Source organism: Candidatus Zixiibacteriota bacterium, from assembly GCA_026397505.1.
Lineage (GTDB): Bacteria > Zixibacteria > MSB-5A5 > GN15 > PGXB01 > JAPLUR01.
In genome coordinates this window covers 1-20095 of the sequence record JAPLUR010000049.1, presented here as the reverse complement: position 1 = coordinate 20095, position 20095 = coordinate 1, and the positions used below count along the sequence as shown (strand labels likewise).

The 20095-nt window shown below is 49.4% G+C and carries 10 protein-coding genes; 7 read left to right on the top strand and 3 right to left on the bottom strand.

Annotated elements, in window-relative coordinates; translation table 11 throughout:
• Window positions 1–26: 26 nt before the first annotated feature.
• Window positions 27–1073 (bottom strand): L-threonine 3-dehydrogenase, encoded by a 1047-nt coding sequence (gene tdh, locus NT002_04105; protein ID MCX6828447.1) that lies wholly within the window; start codon window positions 1071–1073, stop codon window positions 27–29.
• A gap of 341 nt (window positions 1074–1414) precedes the next feature.
• Here tdh and NT002_04100 point away from each other — a divergent pair, with 341 nt between their 5' ends.
• Window positions 1415–4318, top strand: a complete 2904-nt coding sequence (locus tag NT002_04100; GenBank protein ID MCX6828446.1) for a leucine-rich repeat domain-containing protein — start codon at window positions 1415–1417, stop codon at window positions 4316–4318.
• A 919-nt stretch (window positions 4319–5237) separates the two neighbouring features.
• Here the strand turns inward: NT002_04100 and NT002_04095 are convergent.
• Together NT002_04095 and pckA are read right to left on the bottom strand one after the other, a co-directional pair.
• Window positions 5238–6368 carry an ATP-dependent 6-phosphofructokinase gene (locus tag NT002_04095; GenBank protein MCX6828445.1) on the bottom strand — a complete coding sequence of 377 codons (1131 nt, stop codon included), beginning with the start codon at window positions 6366–6368 and terminating at the stop codon, window positions 5238–5240.
• Between the two features lie 24 nt (window positions 6369–6392).
• The gene (pckA, locus tag NT002_04090; protein ID MCX6828444.1) at window positions 6393–7964 is read right to left on the bottom strand and encodes a phosphoenolpyruvate carboxykinase (ATP); all 1572 of its coding nucleotides are present in this window, start codon (window positions 7962–7964) and stop codon (window positions 6393–6395) included.
• 220 nt (window positions 7965–8184) lie between these two features.
• Here pckA and glgP point away from each other — a divergent pair, with 220 nt between their 5' ends.
• The 6 genes from glgP to NT002_04060 form a co-directional block, all read left to right on the top strand.
• Complete coding sequence (gene glgP, locus NT002_04085) at window positions 8185–10749, top strand: alpha-glucan family phosphorylase (GenBank protein ID MCX6828443.1); 2565 nt, start codon at window positions 8185–8187, stop codon at window positions 10747–10749.
• Between the two features lie 181 nt (window positions 10750–10930).
• On the top strand, window positions 10931–12226 hold the full coding sequence (locus tag NT002_04080; protein ID MCX6828442.1) for a pitrilysin family protein: 1296 nt from the start codon (window positions 10931–10933) through the stop codon (window positions 12224–12226).
• Window positions 12223–13536 (top strand): pitrilysin family protein, encoded by a 1314-nt coding sequence (locus NT002_04075; GenBank protein ID MCX6828441.1) that lies wholly within the window; start codon window positions 12223–12225, stop codon window positions 13534–13536. The genes NT002_04080 and NT002_04075 overlap by 4 nt, the downstream gene beginning before the upstream one ends.
• A gap of 208 nt (window positions 13537–13744) precedes the next feature.
• A complete protein-coding gene (locus NT002_04070) occupies window positions 13745–15247 on the top strand; it encodes a pitrilysin family protein (protein ID MCX6828440.1) in 1503 nt (500 codons plus the stop codon).
• A gap of 18 nt (window positions 15248–15265) precedes the next feature.
• Window positions 15266–17401 (top strand): pitrilysin family protein, encoded by a 2136-nt coding sequence (locus tag NT002_04065; GenBank protein ID MCX6828439.1) that lies wholly within the window; start codon window positions 15266–15268, stop codon window positions 17399–17401.
• A 252-nt stretch (window positions 17402–17653) separates the two neighbouring features.
• On the top strand, window positions 17654–20095 hold a 2442-nt coding region (locus NT002_04060; protein MCX6828438.1), incomplete at its 3' end, for a hypothetical protein.

Genomic DNA, 20095 nt, shown 5'->3' with positions numbered 1-20095 from the left:
CCGGCATGCCGGATTATTCCATTCCCCTACATCATCAAAACCACTTTTGATGCCGGGATCTCCATCGATACCGCCGTTTCCATCGCCTTGATAAAGTCCTTGAACGGAAAATGATGACTTATTACCGGACGGACATCGACCTTGCCGTTGTCTAGAAGGTTCCGCAGTTGATACCAGGTCTCGAACATCTTTCGACCGTTGATACCGATCACCGTCGCCCCCTTGAAAACGATACTGTTGGCAAAATCGAACTCAAACGGCGCCGGGGCGATACCGAACGATGTGAATGTCCCCATCCGCCGCAGAATCGAAAACCCGTCTTGCACGGCATTCTTGTTTCCGGCCATGTCGAGCACTACATCCACTCCCCCGCCGGTTTCTTCCACCACCCGCTTGACATAATCCTTTTCGGTGGTGACATTGATACTGATATCCGCCCCCATTTTGCGGCAGATATCCAGATTGAACGGCATCATTCCCAAATTGTAAATCCTGGCCGCGCCCACCGCCCGCGCGATTCCGCAGGCAAAAGCGGCAATCGGGCCGTCGCCGATAATGGCAATCTTCTTGGCCGCCACATGGCTCTCCATAACGGTATAGGTGGCGTTCCCAAACGGCTCCTGCACCGAGGCGATATCCGCCGGCAGTGACGGATCGTTCTTCCAGCAGCAAATTTCAGGAATGACCGCATACTCCGCAAAAATGCCGTTCACATCGACCCCCAGTATGGAAAGATTCCGGCAGAGGTGCATACTCCCGGTGCGGCATTGATAACAATGGCGGCACGGTATATGCGTTTCCGCCGAGATAAAATCCCCTACTTTGACACTCTTCACGAACGCGCCGACCTCGACCACCTCGCCGCAGCATTCATGCCCGAACACCATCGGCGGTTTGATACGCCCCTGCGCCCAGAGATCCCAGGTATAGATATGCTTATCTGTCCCGCAGATAGAACAGGCCTTTATCTTAATCAGCACTTCATCCGGTTTGGGCCGGGGGATATCTATTTCGGCCAGTTCGGCTCCGGGGGCTGCCCGCATTTTCATGGCCGCTATCATTTTTCCCGACATTTATGTTCCTTTCTCAAGCAAAGTCATAACATCGTTCAAGCTTGTGAAAATAATAATTTGCCGCCCAAAAGTCAATCTGAATAGCCCGCTCTTTTTCTCCCCCTTTCCCGTCAAACCGACAAGAATCCAACCCAAATGCCGCCACATTTCTCCACAGTCCCAGCCCCACTTTTCCAATATTTCACATTGACCTTCAAATATGAACATAATATTTTACAGCCGGGAAATGGTCAAATTGGCAAGAAACGTCCGTCGTGCGATAGGCGATAGGTCACTTGCTTCATTGCCCAAAAATGTTATGGGAGAATAGGCGCGACAAAAATCGGGAGCAACATAAAACTATGTCTGAACTTGATATTATAAAGCAAATCGAAAAAAAGCTCGATATAGAACTGAAGGAACTACATAGCATAGAATGGGGCGGTAAAGGCTATACCATAGACCATGAGAAGCACATAACAAGCTTAACTCTACGTTCATGTGTGATAAAGGATCTAGATTCCATTGTCGCCCCTCTCACCGCATTGACCAATTTGACCGAATTAAGGTTGGTGAATGATCGACTCAGCGATCTTTCCCCGCTTGCTGCGCTGATCAATTTGACCGATTTAGACGTAAGCTCTAATCAACTCAGCGATCTTTCCCCGCTTGCTGCGCTGTGCAATCTAACCCGATTGGATTTACGTTTCAGTCAAATCACCGATCTTTCCCCGCTTGTTGCCCAACGCAATCTGACCCAATTAATTGTAAGCTTTAATAAGATCAACGAACTCTCCCCGCTTGCTGCGCTAGCCAATTTGACGCAATTGGATGTAAGCTCCAATCTTATTACCGATCTTTCCCCGCTCGCTACGCTCAGCAATTTGACCCACTTATATGTATTTAACAATAAAATCACAGATCTTTCCCCGCTTGCCGCGCTGGGCAATTTGACCCAGTTATATATATTTTCCAATAGAATCGCCAATCTTTCCCCGCTTACTGCATTGAGAAATTTGACCGCATTATATACAAGCGATAATGAAATCACCGACCTTACCCCGCTGAAGCGCCTTAAAAATTTAAGACAATTGCAACTGCAAAGAAATCCCATTACCCAACTGCCGTCTTGGATTACAGAGTTTGACATGGATATCGGATGGATGGAATATGGTTCGGAAGGAAATTACATAGCTTTCTACGATAATCCATTGATTACCCCGCCGCCCGAAATCGTCAAACAGGGGAAAGAACCTGTCAGAAATTATTTTGAGCAATTGAAGGAGCAGGAAGAAGATTATTTATTTGAAGCAAAAATATTGATCCTCGGTGAGCCGGGGGCAGGCAAAACCTCTATGGCACGCAAAATGCAGAATCCCGACTGCGATTTGCCCAAGGTGGATGAAACCACCAAGGGTGTCGTCGTTAATCAATACCATTTCCCCCTGCACGAAGAAGACTTTAAGGCATTTAAACACCCCGATAAATTGCAGGATCGCAAATTCCGCCTTAACCTGTGGGATTTTGGGGGTCAGGAAATCTACAGGGCCACGCACCGTTTTTTTCTCTCCAAACGAGCCATCTACGCGCTGGTAGCCGACAGCCGCAATGAAGATACCGACTTTAATTACTGGCTCCATATTGTAGAAATATTCGGTGGCGATAGTCCCTTGCTCATTGTCCTCAATGAAAAATATCAACGCAAGCGGAACCTCGATATTACCGCTATGAGGAAAAGGTTTTCCAATGTTCGCGAAGTACTGGATGTTGATTTTGCCGAAACCGACAAAACCCGTCTGAGTAAGCTAGAGCGGGCAGTCAAATATCTTGCTTCCCAACTGCCGCATGTCGGCAGCCCTGTTCCTTCCAGATGGACGGTGGTGCGCGAGGCTTTGGAAGACGATAAGCGCAATACCATCACTCTGCAGGATTACTTAAAGATCTGCCAGTACAACGGGATCACAAAATCCAAAGATGCCTTGGTCCTTAGCCAGTATTTCCACGATATCGGTGTCTTTCTTCATTTCCAGGACGATCTTTTGCTCAATAACACTATTTTTCTAAAACCTAATTGGGCAACTACCGCCGTCTATAAAGTGCTCGATGACCCCCTGCTCAACCAACAGCATGGTCGTTTTAATAAGAAAGATGCCAAAACGATATGGTGCGAGGAGGAATATGCCCTTGTCTGCAGTGAACTGCTGAAATTGATGCAGAAGTTCTTCCTCACTTACGAGATCGGCAATACCGGCGAGTATATCGTACCCGAACGTCTTATTGCCGTTCAGCCGCAGTATCCCTGGGATGACAGCGACAATCTCCTCCTGCAATATAAATACGATTTTTTCATGCCCCGCGGTATTCTGTCCCAATTCACCGTTCAAATGCACCGTTATATCACCAATCATGATTACGTCTGGAAACGGGGTGTTGTAATTATGCGCGATAACGCCACCGCCGAGATTACCGAAAGCTACGATACCCGTTCTATCAATATCAGAATTGCCGGTAAGAACAAGCGCGATTTCATGACGATTATCACCGAACAAATGGACCAGATCAATGCACAATACGAAAAAATGCCGGTCGAGAAGATGATTCCCTGCAATTGCTCGGAATGCAAGAGCGCGAAGAAACCTTATTTCTTTGAGCAAAAAAAATTGAAGCGCCGTCTTGAGAATAATATATTTGATGTACAGTGCGAAATCAGTTTTCAAAACGTTAGCATCCGTAATCTTATTGATGAGACCTTTATCGAAGAAAGACGTCGGCATTTGGGGGAAGAAATGTCGGTTAAGTCGGGAATAATCAAACGGAACAAAGTGTTCATATCCTATTCCCATAAAGATGAAAAATGGCTTAGACGTGTGCAGACACATTTGAAAGCATTGGATAATCTGGGCATTGTGGTCAATTTATGGGATGACACCAAAATCAAGAGCGGAACGAGATGGCGGCCGGAAATCGAAAAGGCTTTATCCGAGACGAAAGTTGCGATCTTACTGGTCAGTACCGATTTCTTGGCCTCAGATTTTATCCAAGAAGATGAACTTCCTCCATTACTTAAGGCCGCCGAGAATGAAGGCGCTACCATCCTTTCGGTTATTATTGAGCCATGTCTATTCGACAAAGCATCGAAACTCGCAGAGTTTCAAGCGGTAAATGAACCCTCAAAGCCGTTATCCGGTTTGAAGAAAAACGAACAAGAAGAAATATTGGTGTCTCTGGCAAAAAGAATTGCTGAATTGATGAATGAAGATGCATGACGCGCTATAAAGGTGGCCTATAGAAAAGGCGGCCCCAAAAGCCGCCTTTCATACCTGAGTCCGACAAATTCTATATATCCGCACTGGATAGAACAACTTCACCCAGGTTTAACCGGGTAACCCTCAGCTTGCTGAGGGAATTTTGTTTCAAGTTGCATATGTCGCAACCCCCGCGCCTGTCCCGTACCCTTGGTCGGGGGTTTCGACCATTCCTATTTCTCCTCTGCTGCATTCCCTTGGTCATATGATATAAATATCAACTATTTTAATTGTCAAGCTATCACATTAAGTCGCCATGTGCCCCTCTCCCCTGGGAGAGGGATCAAGGGTGAGGGCAAACAAAAACACTACAGCTTCGATGGTAAATTGGCCACTCCCCCCTATTATAAAGAGCAGAGTGATTTATATGTATGCTGAAGAAAAACTATTTATTGCCAATTCCACTGTCAAAAACTGTCACTCCGGAGGCCTATACGCTCCAAAATCGCTACAAGATCACTACAACAGAATACAAAAATGAAGAAACGAACTCCCCCCGGGCGTGGGGCCATCGGGCTCCATCCCGCAAAATCAATGCAACCTCGAAAGATCCCGGAAATGAAGAACAAAGCCAAATTTGTTGCCCTAAAACGGACCTCCCAAAACCTATGCAACTCTTGCTCCGATAATAATATGGCAAAGCATTACCATTTCCATCCGAATTATGCGGAAAATTCAAAATACGAACCCAAATATCGACATCTGATTGTCATGCAACCGCTTCACTGTAAATATTCTGGCTTCGCTCCCTTTCCGGCACCTACCCGGAACAACCAAATACTTGGGACACAACATCATAACACGAACGCGCCAATCCGTATCTCATCCATAAAAAAAGGCCCCACCGGGGCCTCTTATATTCATGAGTCGGATGCTCTTTCTAAGCCGTCACCACCTGCTCTTTTGACACTTCCAGATTCTCCACCCCCATGCAGGTTCCGAGCGACAACGCCGTCTGAAGAAGCGGCGAGTTGTGCTCGATCTTGCGCACCCGGCCCGCCACCTCGCTTATCGGAACATGCTTTATTTCATTCCCGCGCAATCCCACCATATTCCCGAATTTCTTCTGATGCGCCAGATGCACCGCCGCTGTCCCAAACTGGCTGGCCAGAATCCTGTCGAATGCCGTCGGCGTCCCGCCGCGCAGAAGATGCCCCAGTATCGTCACTCTTGTCTCCAGTTTGGTCAGTCCTTCAATTTGCGCCGCCAACTGGTTCGATACCCCGCCCAGACGAATCTTATCGGGGCTGTTGTCGACCACCCGTTTCACCACCATCTCGCCCCCCTCCACCTTGGCTCCCTCGCCGATGACGATGATACTGAAATTCCGCCCATCCCGATTCCTCTTGCGGATTTCATCGCAGATAACATCGATATGGTACGGCAGCTCCGGTATCAGGACTATGTCGCCGCCGCTGGCCACCCCCGAGGCGAGCGCCAGCCATCCGGCGTACCGCCCCATCACCTCGACAATCATCACCCGATGATGCGCCTGCGCCGTGGAATGCAATTTATCAATCGCGTCCGCCGCAGTCGTCATCGCCGAGTCGAATCCGAATGTCTGGTCGGTACCGTACAGGTCATTGTCGATCGTCTTGGGCACACCGATAATATTGATCCCCTTCTTGGTCATACCGTCGGAGGCCGCCATAGTGCCGTCACCGCCGATGGCGATAAGGGCATCCAACCCCAGGCGCTCGAAATTCTGCACCCCCTGCGAGGAACGATCAAGATAGATATAATCCTCACCCTGCAGAACCGGGAAATGAAACGGGTCGGCCCGGTTGGATGTCCCCAGTATCGTACCTCCCAGGGTCAGGATACCCGAAACATCGGAGGACTGCAGTTTCCGGTAGCGGTTCTCTATCAAACCTTCATAACCATCGAGGAACCCGACTATCTCCATGTCATAATCATGCACGGCAGTTTTCACCACCGCTCTCAGAACAGCATTAAGCCCGGGGCAATCGCCGCCGCCGGTCAGGACCCCCAGTTTCATTCTATCTGGCATAACTCCCTCGTTTCTCCCTCTTCCCTAAGAGGAAACCTCCTGCATCTCTTTTTCCTTCACCAGAGCAAGATATGTCTTTTCAAAGGATGTGGCAAGCTTTGCCGCGGCCTCAGCATACTGTGCCTTATCCCCCCACCCGGCCGAGGGGTCGAGAATGTAAGCCGGAACGTTGGGACATTCCTCGGGGACCTCGAAACCGAATATATTATCCTTTCGATATCCGACATTTTTCAACCTGCCCTCAAGGATGGCCGTTATTACGGTGCGAGTCAGTTGAATGCTGATTCTTTCGCCGGTTCCGTAGGGGCCGTTGATCCAGCCGGTATTGACCAGCCAGCAGTCGGCCTGATGCCGTTTCATTTTCTCGGCCAGAAGATTGGCATAGACAGCCGGTTCCAGCGCCATGAATGGCGCCCCAAAACAGGGGCTGAAAGTCGCTTTCGGTTCGGCGACCCCCTGCTCGGTCCCCGGTATCTTGGCGGTATATCCGATCAGGAAATATTTGCGGGCCATCTCGGGGGTCAGCCTTGCCACCGGCGGCAGGACGCCAAAAGCATCGGCGGTCAGAAATATGATATTATTCGGGTGCCCGCCGACACCGCTGGGGACAATGTTTTCTATGTGCGTGATCGGATAGGCGGCGCGGGTATTCTCGGTCAGCGAGGAATCGTTGAGATCAACCCGCCGCGTCTCAATATCGATCGCAACATTTTCGAGCACCGTGCCGAACTTGCGGGTGCATTCGAATATTTCCGGCTCGCCCTCCGGCGAAAGGCGGATTACTTTGGCATAGCATCCCCCCTCGAAATTGAATATCCCCTCCTCGCTCCAGCCATGCTCGTCATCGCCGATAAGCCGCCGCCCCGGTTCGGTCGAGAGCGTCGTCTTGCCGGTGCCGGAAAGACCAAAGAAAATAGCTGTATCGCCGGCGGCGCCCATATTGGCCGAACAATGCATCGAAAGAATATTTTTCTGAGGCAGAAAGAAATTTTCCACCGTGAAAATAGCCTTCTTGATTTCCCCCGCATAGCTGGTGCCGCCAATAAGGACCATTTTCTTCTCGAAATTGAGGATAATGAAGGACTCTGAATTAGTGCCATCCAATTCCGGCAGGGCATGGAAATGGGGCAGATTGATAACGGTAAATTCCGGCTGGAAACAGGCCAATTCATTTTTATCAAGCACCCGGATAAACATGTTGCGGACAAATAAGTTATGCCACGCGGTCTCATTTATTACTCTAATCGGAAGACGGTATTTGAGAGACGCCCCGGCATAGCAATCCTGGACATAAAGCTGTTTCCCCTGCAGATAGGCCAGTACCCTATAATAGAGGGCGTTGAACTTCTCCCGATCAAATGGCCGGTTCCCCTCCCCCCACCATATCCGCTTCTCCGTCCCCGGTTCTTTGACGATGAATTTATCCTTGGGCGAGCGACCAGTGTGGTGTCCCGTGCGAACCACCAGCGGCCCCAAATGCCCGACAAATCCCTCGCGGTTGCGAACCGCCTCTTCATAAAGAGCGGGGGTCGACAGATTCCAATAGACCGGCCCGGTATTGGTCAGGCCATACATGGCAAGGTTCTTTTCCGACATATCAAATACTCCCTTCCTTTTTTTCAAGACACATATGCTTGTTTTCGACAAATTCGGCCATACATTGATGGCTCAGAAATTATATAATCGTCTGTTTTATATTGAATATGAAATCTTCAAAGCATAAATTCTTTCTTTATAATGACGATTTTAATATAGATAGCCACAACTTTTTATGCAGGAATAGAAATTCGACAACATTGCCTTCAGGGATGAAAATATGAAAGTTAAGCAATTCCTTGTTTTACCCAACCTTCCAGAACGTATCCAGAGGCTTCGCGAGTTGGCCATGAACCTCTGGTTTTCCTGGAACTGGAATATTGTCAAGCTGTTCATCCGCATTGACTCCGAAATGTGGGAGAAGGCTAATCAAAACCCTATCGAGATGCTGGCCTATCTCCCGCAGTCGAAACTTGAGGAGGTCGCCAATGATGAGGCCTTTCTGGCCAATCTCGATAGAGTATACGCCGATTTTCAGGAATATCTAACTGCCAAACGTTGGTATGACAAGACTTTTCCCGACCGGAAAGATGCACAAATTGCCTACTTTTCCTGTGAATATGGAATTGATACCGGCCTGCCGATTTATTCCGGCGGCCTCGGCCTCCTATCGGGGGACCACCTGAAGGCGGCCAGCGATCTGGGTGTCCCGCTGGTGGCAATCGGGCTTCTTTATCGTTACGGTTATTTCCGGCAATTCCTTTCCTCTGATGGCTGGCAGCAGGAGCGGTACGAGGAGAATGACTGGTATCACATGCCGGTCACTCTGGAAAAAGATGAAAAGGGAAATCCCATAAAATTCACCGTCGATTTTTCCGGAACGCCGGTTTATGTCCAGATATGGAAAGTAATGGTGGGGATAATTCCCCTCTACCTTCTCGACACCAACATCCCTGACAACTCCAGCAAATATCGCGAGATAACCTCCGTGCTCTATAGCGGCGACAAAGACACCCGCCTTCGCCAGGAAATCCTTCTCGGTATTGGCGGGGTTAAAGCGCTGAAGACGCTTGGTATTAAGCCGGCGGCTTATCATCTTAATGAGGGACATTCAATGTTCCTTCTGCTGGAGCGGATTCGCTCTTTGATTGAAACGGAGAAACTGACTTCTCAGGAAGCGCTTCAGGTGGTCTGGTCATCGACGATATTCACTTCCCACACGCCCGTTCCGGCCGGAAATGAGAGTTTCGACCCCAAGCTTTTGGAGAGGTATCTCAAGGATTATGTCGAAAATATCGGTATTACCTGGAACCAATTCCTCGCCATCGGGCGGGTTTTTCCGGCCGATGAGAACGAGCAGTTCGGCATGACCGTGGCGGCTCTGCGACTCTCCGCTTTCAATAACGGTGTCTCCAAATTGCACGGCCGGGTGACCCGCAGCATGTGGCATAATATCTGGCCCAACCTGCCGGTCGAGGAAATTCCAATCAGTTCCATCACCAACGGGGTGCATCTTCGCTCCTGGCTTAGCCACGATATGGTCGACCTCTTTGATACATATTTCGGCCCCAAGTTCACCAAACAGCCGGCGACCTTCGAGAACTGGGAATTCATCCATAAGATACCCGATGCTGAACTCTGGCGAGTACACCAGCGGCGGCGCGAGCGGCTGGTCTTTTTTGCCCGCAAGCGGCTCAGAATGCAGTTGACCCGCCGCGGCGCATCTTCCCTGGACATCAAGTTGTCCGAGGAAGTACTTGATCCGCAAATCATGACGATCGGATTCGCCCGACGGTTTTCATCTTATAAGCGGGCTTTCCTGCTGTTTAAGGATGCCGCCCGCCTCAAAAAGCTGATTAATAATCCCGAGATGCCGGTACAGATTATTATTGCCGGCAAGGCGCATCCGCTCGATAATCCCGGCAAGGAAATCATCAAACAGATTCTTCAGGTTTCTTCGCAGGAGGAATTCCGCCGCCGGATCGTCTTCCTCGAGGATTATGATATTAATATCGCGCGTTATCTTGTGCAGGGCGTTGATGTCTGGCTCAACAATCCGCGGCGGCCGCAGGAGGCCTCCGGCACCAGCGGCATGAAAGCGGCCATCAACGGGGCGGTCAATGTCTCGATTCTTGACGGCTGGTGGTGTGAGGGATATACGCCGGAAACCGGCTTTAAAATCGGCAACGGCGAGGAATATGACAACGCCGATTACCAGGATAATCTCGAAAATCAATTTCTCTATGATGTTCTCGAACGCGAGGTCGTCCCCTTATTTTATAAGCGGAACGGCATCAGTCTTCCCTACAAATGGGTCACCATGATGAAGAATTCCATTGCCATGGCCGGGAAAGATTTCAGTTCGCATCGGATGGTTGAGGACTATGCCCGCCGCGCTTATATCCCTGCCATAAATGCAGCCGCCCTGCTTTCGGGAAATAACTTCGAGCCGACCCGAAAACTGGCCGCCTGGCAGGCGGGGATCACCTCGAAATGGGACCAGATCATTGTCGATAATATTGAGACGCCGGCCATGGAAACCTCTCCCAAAGTAGGTGACCGAATTCCGGTGACTGTGAGAATCGTTCTGGGAGAAATAAATCCTGCCGATGTCGTGGTTCAGATTATTGCGGGAAATCTCAATTCCCTTGAACAAATGAATAATTATGAGTCGGTCATAGCCACCAGATTGGAGGCGGGAATCGCACTTCCACCCGGACAATTTGTCTATCAGGCCGAGGTCATTTGCAAGGAATCGGGGCGGTTCGGGATCGCCGCCCGTGTCATTCCACACCATGAGAATCTGGTGCATAACAAAATACCGCGCCTGATTAAGTGGTGGTGACAAAAGAAAATAGTCCCTGATACTCATTTCTTTCTCTTCCCGAAACGGCATTTGCTGTGTCAGGATGATTTGATTGCGGCTGACATTACTCTTTTTCCCGGGGCGCTTGCCAAACCGTAACAATTCTATTAGATTCTTCGTCTAAAAATAAAATTGAATGATTTTTAACTGGAGTTGAATAATGATAAGACTATTCCTGACCATCCTCGGCCTGCTGATGCTGCTCACATCCAGCCTCTTATCCGCCGAATGGCAGATCACCAACCTTGATAACGGCCTGAAAGTGATGATTCTGGAAGCACATCAGGTTCCTCAGGTCAACATCTCGACAACCGTCAAAGTCGGCGCCAAGAATGAAACCGATTTCTATGACGGGGCCACGCATCTTCTGGAACATCTCATCCTCTTTCGGGGCACCGAAAAAATGACCGGTGAAAAAGTGGGGGAAGAAATGCGCAGACATGGCGCTTATTTCAACGGAAGTACTTCACAGGATTGGACCGACTTTGAGATCTCCCTCCCGGCCGAATATCTCGAATTCGCCCTGCAGATACATTCCGACATGCTCTTCCGCTCCAATTTCGGTCCCGAGGCCATGAATGAGGAACGTCAGGCAGTGATGGAGGAAATTAACATAAATGAGGATAATCCGGGGGCGAAGGTGTACTATTCCAGTCTAAAAAGCCTGTATAAGGGTCATCCTTACGAAAAGGATGTTCTCGGAACCAAGGGAAATATCGGCAACATCCCTCGTGATTCGGTTTATGCTTATTATAAAAGATATTATGCCCCCAATAATATGACATTGGCAATTGTGGGCGATATCGACGCCGCCACCGCTCTGGACTTGGTCAAGAAGTACTTCGCCGATATAAAATCAGGAACGGCGCCGTTGGATCAGTACAATCCACCCCCCAAATACTCTCAGGTCACCAAAATTGAAATAAAGAAGGATATCGCCCAGGCCTATCTGATGATGGGCATGGTCGGGCCTAAAGCCGACAGCCCCGATCAGTACGCTCTCGATTTGCTCTCAAACATTATCGGCGGAGGCCAATCCAGCCGTTTATGGAAAAGGCTCAAAGACCAGCTCGGTATAGTCAATTCAATTTATTTCGCTTTCAGCACTTCAAAATATGAGGGACCTATTTATGCCTCGGCCGTTCTGGAACCCGCCAAAATTCCCGAGGCCGAGACGGCTATCAGAGAAATACTTGCCGATGCAAAAAAAGGAGACTTCACCGAAAACGAATTGCGGAAAGCAAAGAATTCGCTTCTGACCGCTTTCTATATTTCTCATGAAGTGGGGCTCGATATTGCCGACAGTTATGCCCAATATGATTCTTTTATCGGATACAAATACCTCGAGGACTATCCGGGAAAGATCGAAAAGGTGACGCTGGCCGATTTGACGGCGGTGGCGCAGAAATATCTCAATACCGATTCATATATCCTAACCACGGTGGTGCCGAAATGAGGAAAAATACCATACTTATTGTACTATTGCTCACCTTTGGCTGGTGGGTCAACAGCTGTGCCCGGAAAGAAACTATCGCCATTGATCCCGATGGTTTCGGCATTACAACTCTGGACAACAACATAAAGATTCTATTCAACACCGACAAGACCACCTCGCTGACCGGCGCCCGAATATTGATCGGCGGCGGGATCCTCACCGAGACATCCGAAAATAACGGCATCTCCAATCTGACCATAAAAATGCTTTTGAAGGGCAACGATCGGATGAACGCCGACCAGATTACCGAAAAATTAGATTTTCTTGGAGCGCAGGTCGCGGCCGATTGCTTTCGTGATTTTACGACCATCAACATTGTCTGCCTGTCTAAGAATTTCGAGGAGGCGTTCAATATTATCAGTCGCTCTTTGATTGCGCCGACTTTCCCTGAAACGGAATTGGAAAAGCTGAAAATTGAAATCGAAGGAACCATCAGGGCCGAGAGCGACGATCAGGAGAGATCTTCAGCCAAACTCTTCTGGAAAACTATTTATGGCGATAATGCTTATGGCCTGCCTTTGTATGGTACGGTTGAGAATATCAGGAAAATCGACGCGGCGGCTATCAAGGGACATTGCCGGAAATATATGGGCGGCAATAATATCATCGTTGCCTTTTCCAGCGACCTTCCCCCCGAAAAGCTCATGACTATAGTCTCGACATTACGAGAATTGCCGTCCGGCGCCGAGACTATCCCCACTCCCAACCTGCAGTTGCAAACCGGGAAGGAGGGATTTATTAATTATGACCGCAATCAATCCTTCATATTTTACGGCTATCCTCTGAAACACCTTTCGGCGGCTGACGTCCCGCTTCTAATGTCTGCCAATGAGGTTATGGGAAGGGGTATCGGCTCACGGCTCTGGGGATTGCGTCAGAAAGAGCAACTGGCTTACACGGTTTATTCGCAATTCGGTCTTAATAAGTACGACGCCATTTTCCGGGCCGGCATTGGAACCGATACGTCTAAAGTCGCGATCGCGCTGGCTTCATTGAATCGTGAAATGAAGAAGCTTTATGACGATGGGATTACGGAAGGGGAACTCGCCGACGCCAGGGTCAGAATAAAAAACAGCCTTATCTATCAGATCGACCAGAAGGAAAAACGCGCGATCAATATGGCCTATTACGAGTTTATTGGATACGGCTATAAATTCATAAATGAGCTTATCGCCGGGGTCGACAAGGTGACCGTCGCAGAGGCCAATCGCTTCATCAAAGAAAATTTTGCGCCTGACAAATTATATCTGGCTGTAGTCGGGAAAAAATGATCTAACATTGCCGCCCTGGTTTCATAAGCTTCTGACGCGTCTGCTCTCGAAAAGTTGCCCGGCGGGGCGTGTGCATTTTTGCCGACGGCTCTTGACAGAAGCCGGATTATTTCCGAAATTGACCGGGGATGAAACGGCGTGGAAAGAAATTTCATGGATGGGTGATTAAATTAAAGCTGTATTACAATTTACTTCAAGGAGGAGTGTTATGAATCACAGGCACCAAATCAGATTACTACTATTGATTCTGATCCTGGCCGCCGTCTCCACCGCTTTTGCTTTTGACTTTTCCCAATTCGAGAAAAAGGTCGTGGAGTACAATCTTGACAATGGACTTAAGATTCTCGTTCTCCCGAGGCATGACGCCCCCGTCGTATCGTTCATTACGATGGTCAATGCGGGCGGCGCGGATGATCCCAAGGGGGGAGGCGGAACGGCTCACCTGTTCGAGCATATGGCTTTTAAGGGAACCAAAGATATCGGCACCACCAACCTGCAGAAGGAACTGAAATGGATGGATGAGGAAGATCGTATCGACGCCCTCCTCCGCGCCGAGAAAGCCAAACGGGATCTGGCCGATACGATCAGGATTGCCTCCCTGCAGGCCGAACTGCAGAAGGCCATCGATTCCGCCGTCCAGTTTGTCAAAGCCAATGAATTCATGGAGATTGCCGAGCGCGAGGGCGGTACCGGTCTGAACGCCGGCACCGGCTATGACATAACCGCCTATATGGGCAATTACCCGGCCAATCGCCTGGAACTCTGGATGGCGCTGGAATCAGACCGGTTCATTAATCCGGTCCTGAGAGAATTATATAAGGAAAGAGATGTTATTGGCGAAGAGCGCCGCATGACCAGGGAATCATCTCCCCAGGGGAAGCTGCGGGATGAACTTTTCGCGACGGCCTTTGTCGCTCATCCCTACCATAATTCCCTTATTGGTCCAATGTCCGATATTCAAAACTTCAATCGCGCCTCGGCCATGGCTTTCTACAAGAAATATTATGTTCCCAGCAATATGGTTGTCGTTATTGTCGGAGATGTCAATCCCGAGGAAGTGCTTGCTCTGGCTAAGAAGTATCTCGGAAAAATCCCGGCCGGTCCTAAGCCGGAGCCGATTTTGACCGTGGAACCGCCTCAGGTTGCCGAAAAGCGGGTTACGCTTAACGAAAAGACCCAGCCCGTTTATTTCAAGGCCTTTCATATTCCCGATGCCAACCATCCCGATCGCCCTGCTCTCGATGCGCTGGCAGATTATCTCGGCCAGGGTCGTACCTCCCTCCTTTATAGGACGCTGGTAAAGGATTTGAAGATAGCCACCACGACCGTGGCTTTTGCAGGTTTTCCCGGGAATAAGTACCCCAGCCTTTTTGCCATCGTGGCCTTGCCCTCAAAAGACCGTACCAATGCCGAAAACGACGCCGAAATTTTGAAAATAATTGAAAAAGTGAAAACGGAAACGATCTCACAGGAAGAGGTCGACAAGATAAAAGCCCGCTCCAAAGCATCCTTGATAAACAATCTCTCCTCCAACGAAGGACTGGCGATGCAACTGGCCATGTATCAGACTATCGCCGGCGATTGGCGCCGTCTGTACCGCGAAATGCAGTTGGTTGAGGCCATCACACCGGAAGATATAAACCGGGTGGCCAATAAGTATCTCGATACCAAGGCCAGTACAACTGTCACCCTGGAATCCGAAGAAAAGTAAGCTGAGAGGAGTTATGTTATGAATGGACTAATGAAAGTATTTGTTACTGTTACCCTTTTCCTTGTCTTCTGTTGCGGGACAGGCCTGGGAGGTCAGAAGGCCACTGATAAGCTCAAATATCCTCCCTTAAGAAGCCAGGAACCGCCCAGGATTGAGAAAATCGCCCTGAATAACGGGCTGACCTTATATTTGCTGGAAGACCACGAGCTTCCTATTATAAATGCCGCTGTCCGGCTGGGGGCAGGCGAATACCTCGTCCGTGAGGACAAAGTCGGCCTGGCCGCGATAGCCGGCGCGGTGATGCGGACCGGCGGAACTGAAAAAATGACCGGTGACCAGATTGACTCGGCTCTGGAAGCCATCGGCGCTTCTATCGAAGTCAATGTCAGTCGAACCAGCGGTTCGGCCCGAATGAACATTCTTTCTGATTATGCTGATATCGGGCTATCTATTCTTGCCGATATTTTACGCCGGCCGGTTTTCAGCCAGGATAAAATCGACCTCCAGAAAACCTCCGAGCGGTCAGCCATTGCCCGCCGTAACGACGAACCAGCCGGGATCTGCGGCCGTGAGTTCCGTAAGGTCATTTATGGACTCAAATCACCCTACGCCTTTCACACCGAATACAGCACGATTGATAATATTTCCCGGGAGGATTTGATTGCTTTCCATAAGCAATGTATCACCCCCGAAAACACCATGATTGCCGTCTGGGGTGATTTCAACAAGGATGAAATGGCCGCCAAGCTGAGGAAATATTTTGAGGAGTGGCCGACCGGTCCCGGCAAGGTGCCCAGACTTCCTGAGATGAAGTATGAATTTAAGCCCGGCGTTCATTATATCGCCAAGGACAATATCAATCAGACCAGCATCTACATGGGACATATCGGCGGCTTAACCGGCGACCCCGATTATTTCGCCATGGTGGTCATGAACAATATCCTGGGAGGAGCTTTCAGCAGCCGTCTATTCAATAATGTTCGGAGCAAGCTTGGCCTGGCATATACGGTTGCGGGATACTATTCTTCAAATATCGCCTATCCGGGTATTTATTATAATTATTGCTTTACAAAATCGGAATCCACTGTCAAGGCCATCCGCAGCATGATCGCCGAAATAAAGCGGATGCAGACGGATCCGCCGACACCGGAGGAAATGAGACTCGGTAAAGACGGCTATCTCAATTCCTTTGTTTTCAATTTTGAAGATAAGGGTGAAGTCATCACGAGAATGATGGAATATGACTATTTCGGATTCCCCAGCGACTTCCTCTACAAGGTAAAAGATAACATCGAAAAAGTTACTCCGGCTGATGTTATCGCGGTTGCCCAGAAACGGCTGCACCCCGATGCCCTGCATATAGTGGTCGTCGGCAAAGGGTCTGATTTTGACGAACCCCTCAGTGCCCTGGGGAAAGTTGATACCATCGATGTCACAATTCCGTCCGGCGCCGCCAAAGAGGAAATTGCCGTTACCCCCGAAACACTTGCCAGAGGTAAAGAGCTTTTCAATCTGGCGGTTAAGGCCTGCGGTGGAAAAGAGAATTTCAAAAAGATAAAGGCTGTCTCCTCAAAAGGATCGCTTTCTCTTGTCACTCCGCAGGGGGAATTCGCCCTGCAGACAACTTCCCTTTTCTCTTTTCCGGATAAAACGCGTGAGGTCATTATCACGCCTATGGGTGAGATGATTTCGGTCAGCAACGGCAAAGAGGGCTGGACCAAACAGGGTTCCAATATCATCCCCTCGACCGAGGAACAAATGAAAGAAGCAAAGAAGGAGTCATTCCGAAACACAATTCTCGCTTTCAAAAATGTTGATGATACTGGCTATCAGGTCGTCTTTGTGACAGCCGACAAAGTGGGCGATAAGCCGGTCAATATCATACAGATAGGCACAACCGACGGTCAGACCACTTTCAAGCTGGCGCTGGATGCCCAAACCGGCGTCCCGGTGGCAAAGATCTATTTTGGTCAGACAATGCTGGGACCGGGGAATCTGACCGAGATTTATTCGGATTATAGAGATATTTCCGGGGTGAAGATTCCTTTTGTTGTGCGGATTGAATCCGATGGTCAGAAAGTGGCCGAGGCCAGCCTAACCGATTACCAAATTAATCCGAACATACCGGATGGTTCATTTGACAAGCCGAAATGACATTGGCTTAATTTAAGATTAGCGACTTCTCTGAGAAACGGTCGGCCGGCGATTTCCCGGCCGGCCGTTTCCGTTTGCATCCGTCTCGACTCCCGTCATCCCCCATAATGGCTATGAATTTGGTGAAATCTTATGACGGCCGGATTTTTATTAAATTTTTTGCGATTTTCAGGCTTGATTATTCGTCCCTGATATAGTAAATTCGATATCTGTAAAAATGTTAATTATTTTCTTAAATAATATGAGGGATATATGAAATTACCGAGAATTCCGGCATTTGTGGCGTTTGTGACCATCATGTTGTTGCCGGTGATTGGGGCTGAAACGGGAGCATCCCGGACACTCAGAGAAATCGACCCCCTCCCTACGGCCGGGAAGATATCAGCCAATCTGCCCAATGTGGCGGGTGCCGTTCACAGCGTTGGCAAGATTGGGCTTGCGGTGACCAATCAGGGAAATTTCGGCACCGGTTTTATCGGCAATTTCGTTGACGAAGTGACCGGTCAGCCGGCCCCCTCTTGCCAATACCCTTATCCCAGCCGACTTGAATACCTTTTCGCAGGTGCTTTCTGGATCGGGGCCGTCGTCGGGCGCGATACGCTTGTATCAGTCGGAGCCGATGGGTGGTATGGAACCAGAGAAATGTGGCCCGATCCCATTACCGGATATGCTGACCAGGGGCTGGTGATCCGGCGCTCGATCAGCAATGGCGATTCCGGGGCGGTTTCCGAACAGGATGTCGTCTGTCTTTATACCGATACTTTGACCAGTCCCTCTTTGGTAACCATCGACCCCAGGGATGGGCGGCCTCACATGCCTCTCAATATTGAGGTTGTTCAGCGCAGCTATGCCTGGAGTTATTCCTACGCCGCTGATTTTGTGTTGTTCGACTACGCTATCAAGAATATCGGGCGGAAAAAACTCAACCAGGTCTATATGGGACTCTATGTCGACGGCGATGTCCAGACCATGGGCAGCGCCGCCGGCTTTGCCGATGACATCTGTGGATTTAAGCGGGAAATTGCATCGCCTTTTGGATGCGGTTTTGTCGACACCATTAATATTGCCTGGATTGCCGATAATGACGGTAGAGACAAGGTCGAAGATATCTGCCCTTTCTCGGAAGGGGGCTCTTTGACCAGTGTCACCGGTTCGCGCGTGGTTCGGACTCCTTCGGATTCGCTGAAATATTCCTTTAACTGGTGGGTTTCCAATGGCGATCCCTCCCTTGATTTTGGGCCGCGGAAAGCCGGGACTCCCGAAGACCCCTTCCGGGATTTTGGCGGATTTCTGGGGACTCCGGAGGGCGACCTGAATAAATATTATATCATGCGTCATGAGGAATTTGACTACGACCAGCTCTTCTCGGCTCAGGATCATACCGCCGAGGGATGGCTGCCGCCGGGGCCACAGGCGGCGGATTTTGCCGACGGTTTTGACACCCGGTATCTCCTTTCTTTTGGCCCGTTTGACGTCTCGCCGGGTGAGGTGTTGCCGATCAGTTTTGCTTATGTCGCCGGCGCCAATTTTCATACCAATTGTGATGCCTTCAAGAATATTTTTAATCCCCAGTTCCCTGATGCTTACAATAATTACCTCAATTTTGAGGAGTTCGGGAAAAATGCTCTCTGGGCTTCCTGGATTTATGATAATCCGGGATTCGACACCGATGGCGACGGTGACAAAGGGAAATATCGGATTTGCGTTTATGATTCCACGGTGACTATTGACACCACGGGCGATCCCCCGGTCATTGATACAACTGTCACCTATCTTAAAGCCGATACCATGTATTACGAAGGTGATGGGGTCCCCGATTTTCTGGGCGCCTCCCCGCCACCCCCACCGGTACTGAGAGTCTACCCGAGCGTGAATAAATTCAACGAAGGGGAATTGCGTGTCCGGTGGAACGGGCTGCGTTCCGAGACGGAAAAAGATGTTTTCAGTAACCGGGTCGACTTTGAGGGATATCGGGTCTATCAATCACTCTCTCCAAAGGGTACAGATTTTGTCATGGTCAATTCTTTTGACAAGGATGATTATAACAAATATATCTGGAATCGCGACCGCGGCATATATGAGTTAAAGGATGCTCCTTATACACGGGATTCTCTGAAAACCCTGTATGGTGAATCCTTTGATCCCATGAGATTTAATCGAGACAACCCGTTCTATTGGATAGACTCCGCCTTCTACTTCAATCCCCAGGATTGGAATCAGTCGAATCTGACCGATACCAACTCCATCCATAAGCTTTATCCGGACGCTTCATATCCATCGACTCTCAATCCCGACACGGCCAAGATTCATTATCCGGAAGAACTCACCGAAGAAGGGTATTTCAAGTATTTTGAATATGAATATTCCCTGAAACACATGCTGCCGTCCCAATTGAATTATGTTGCGGTCACGGCCTTTGATTATGGTTCGCCGGGAAGCGGCCTGGAGTCACTGGAAAGCCCGCCTTCGGCCAATATGGTGGCCGAGTATCCGCAGAATCAAACCAGCGTTGTGGAATCAAAGGGTCTGAATGTCGTCGTTTATCCCAACCCCTATCGCATAGATGCCCGATACCGGAGCATTGAGGGAGGCGGATTTGAAGGACGCGACCCCAATCAGGAAAGCCTCTCTGATGAACGTGTTCGACGAATTCATTTCACCAATCTGCCCCACAAATGCAAGATAAGGATATTC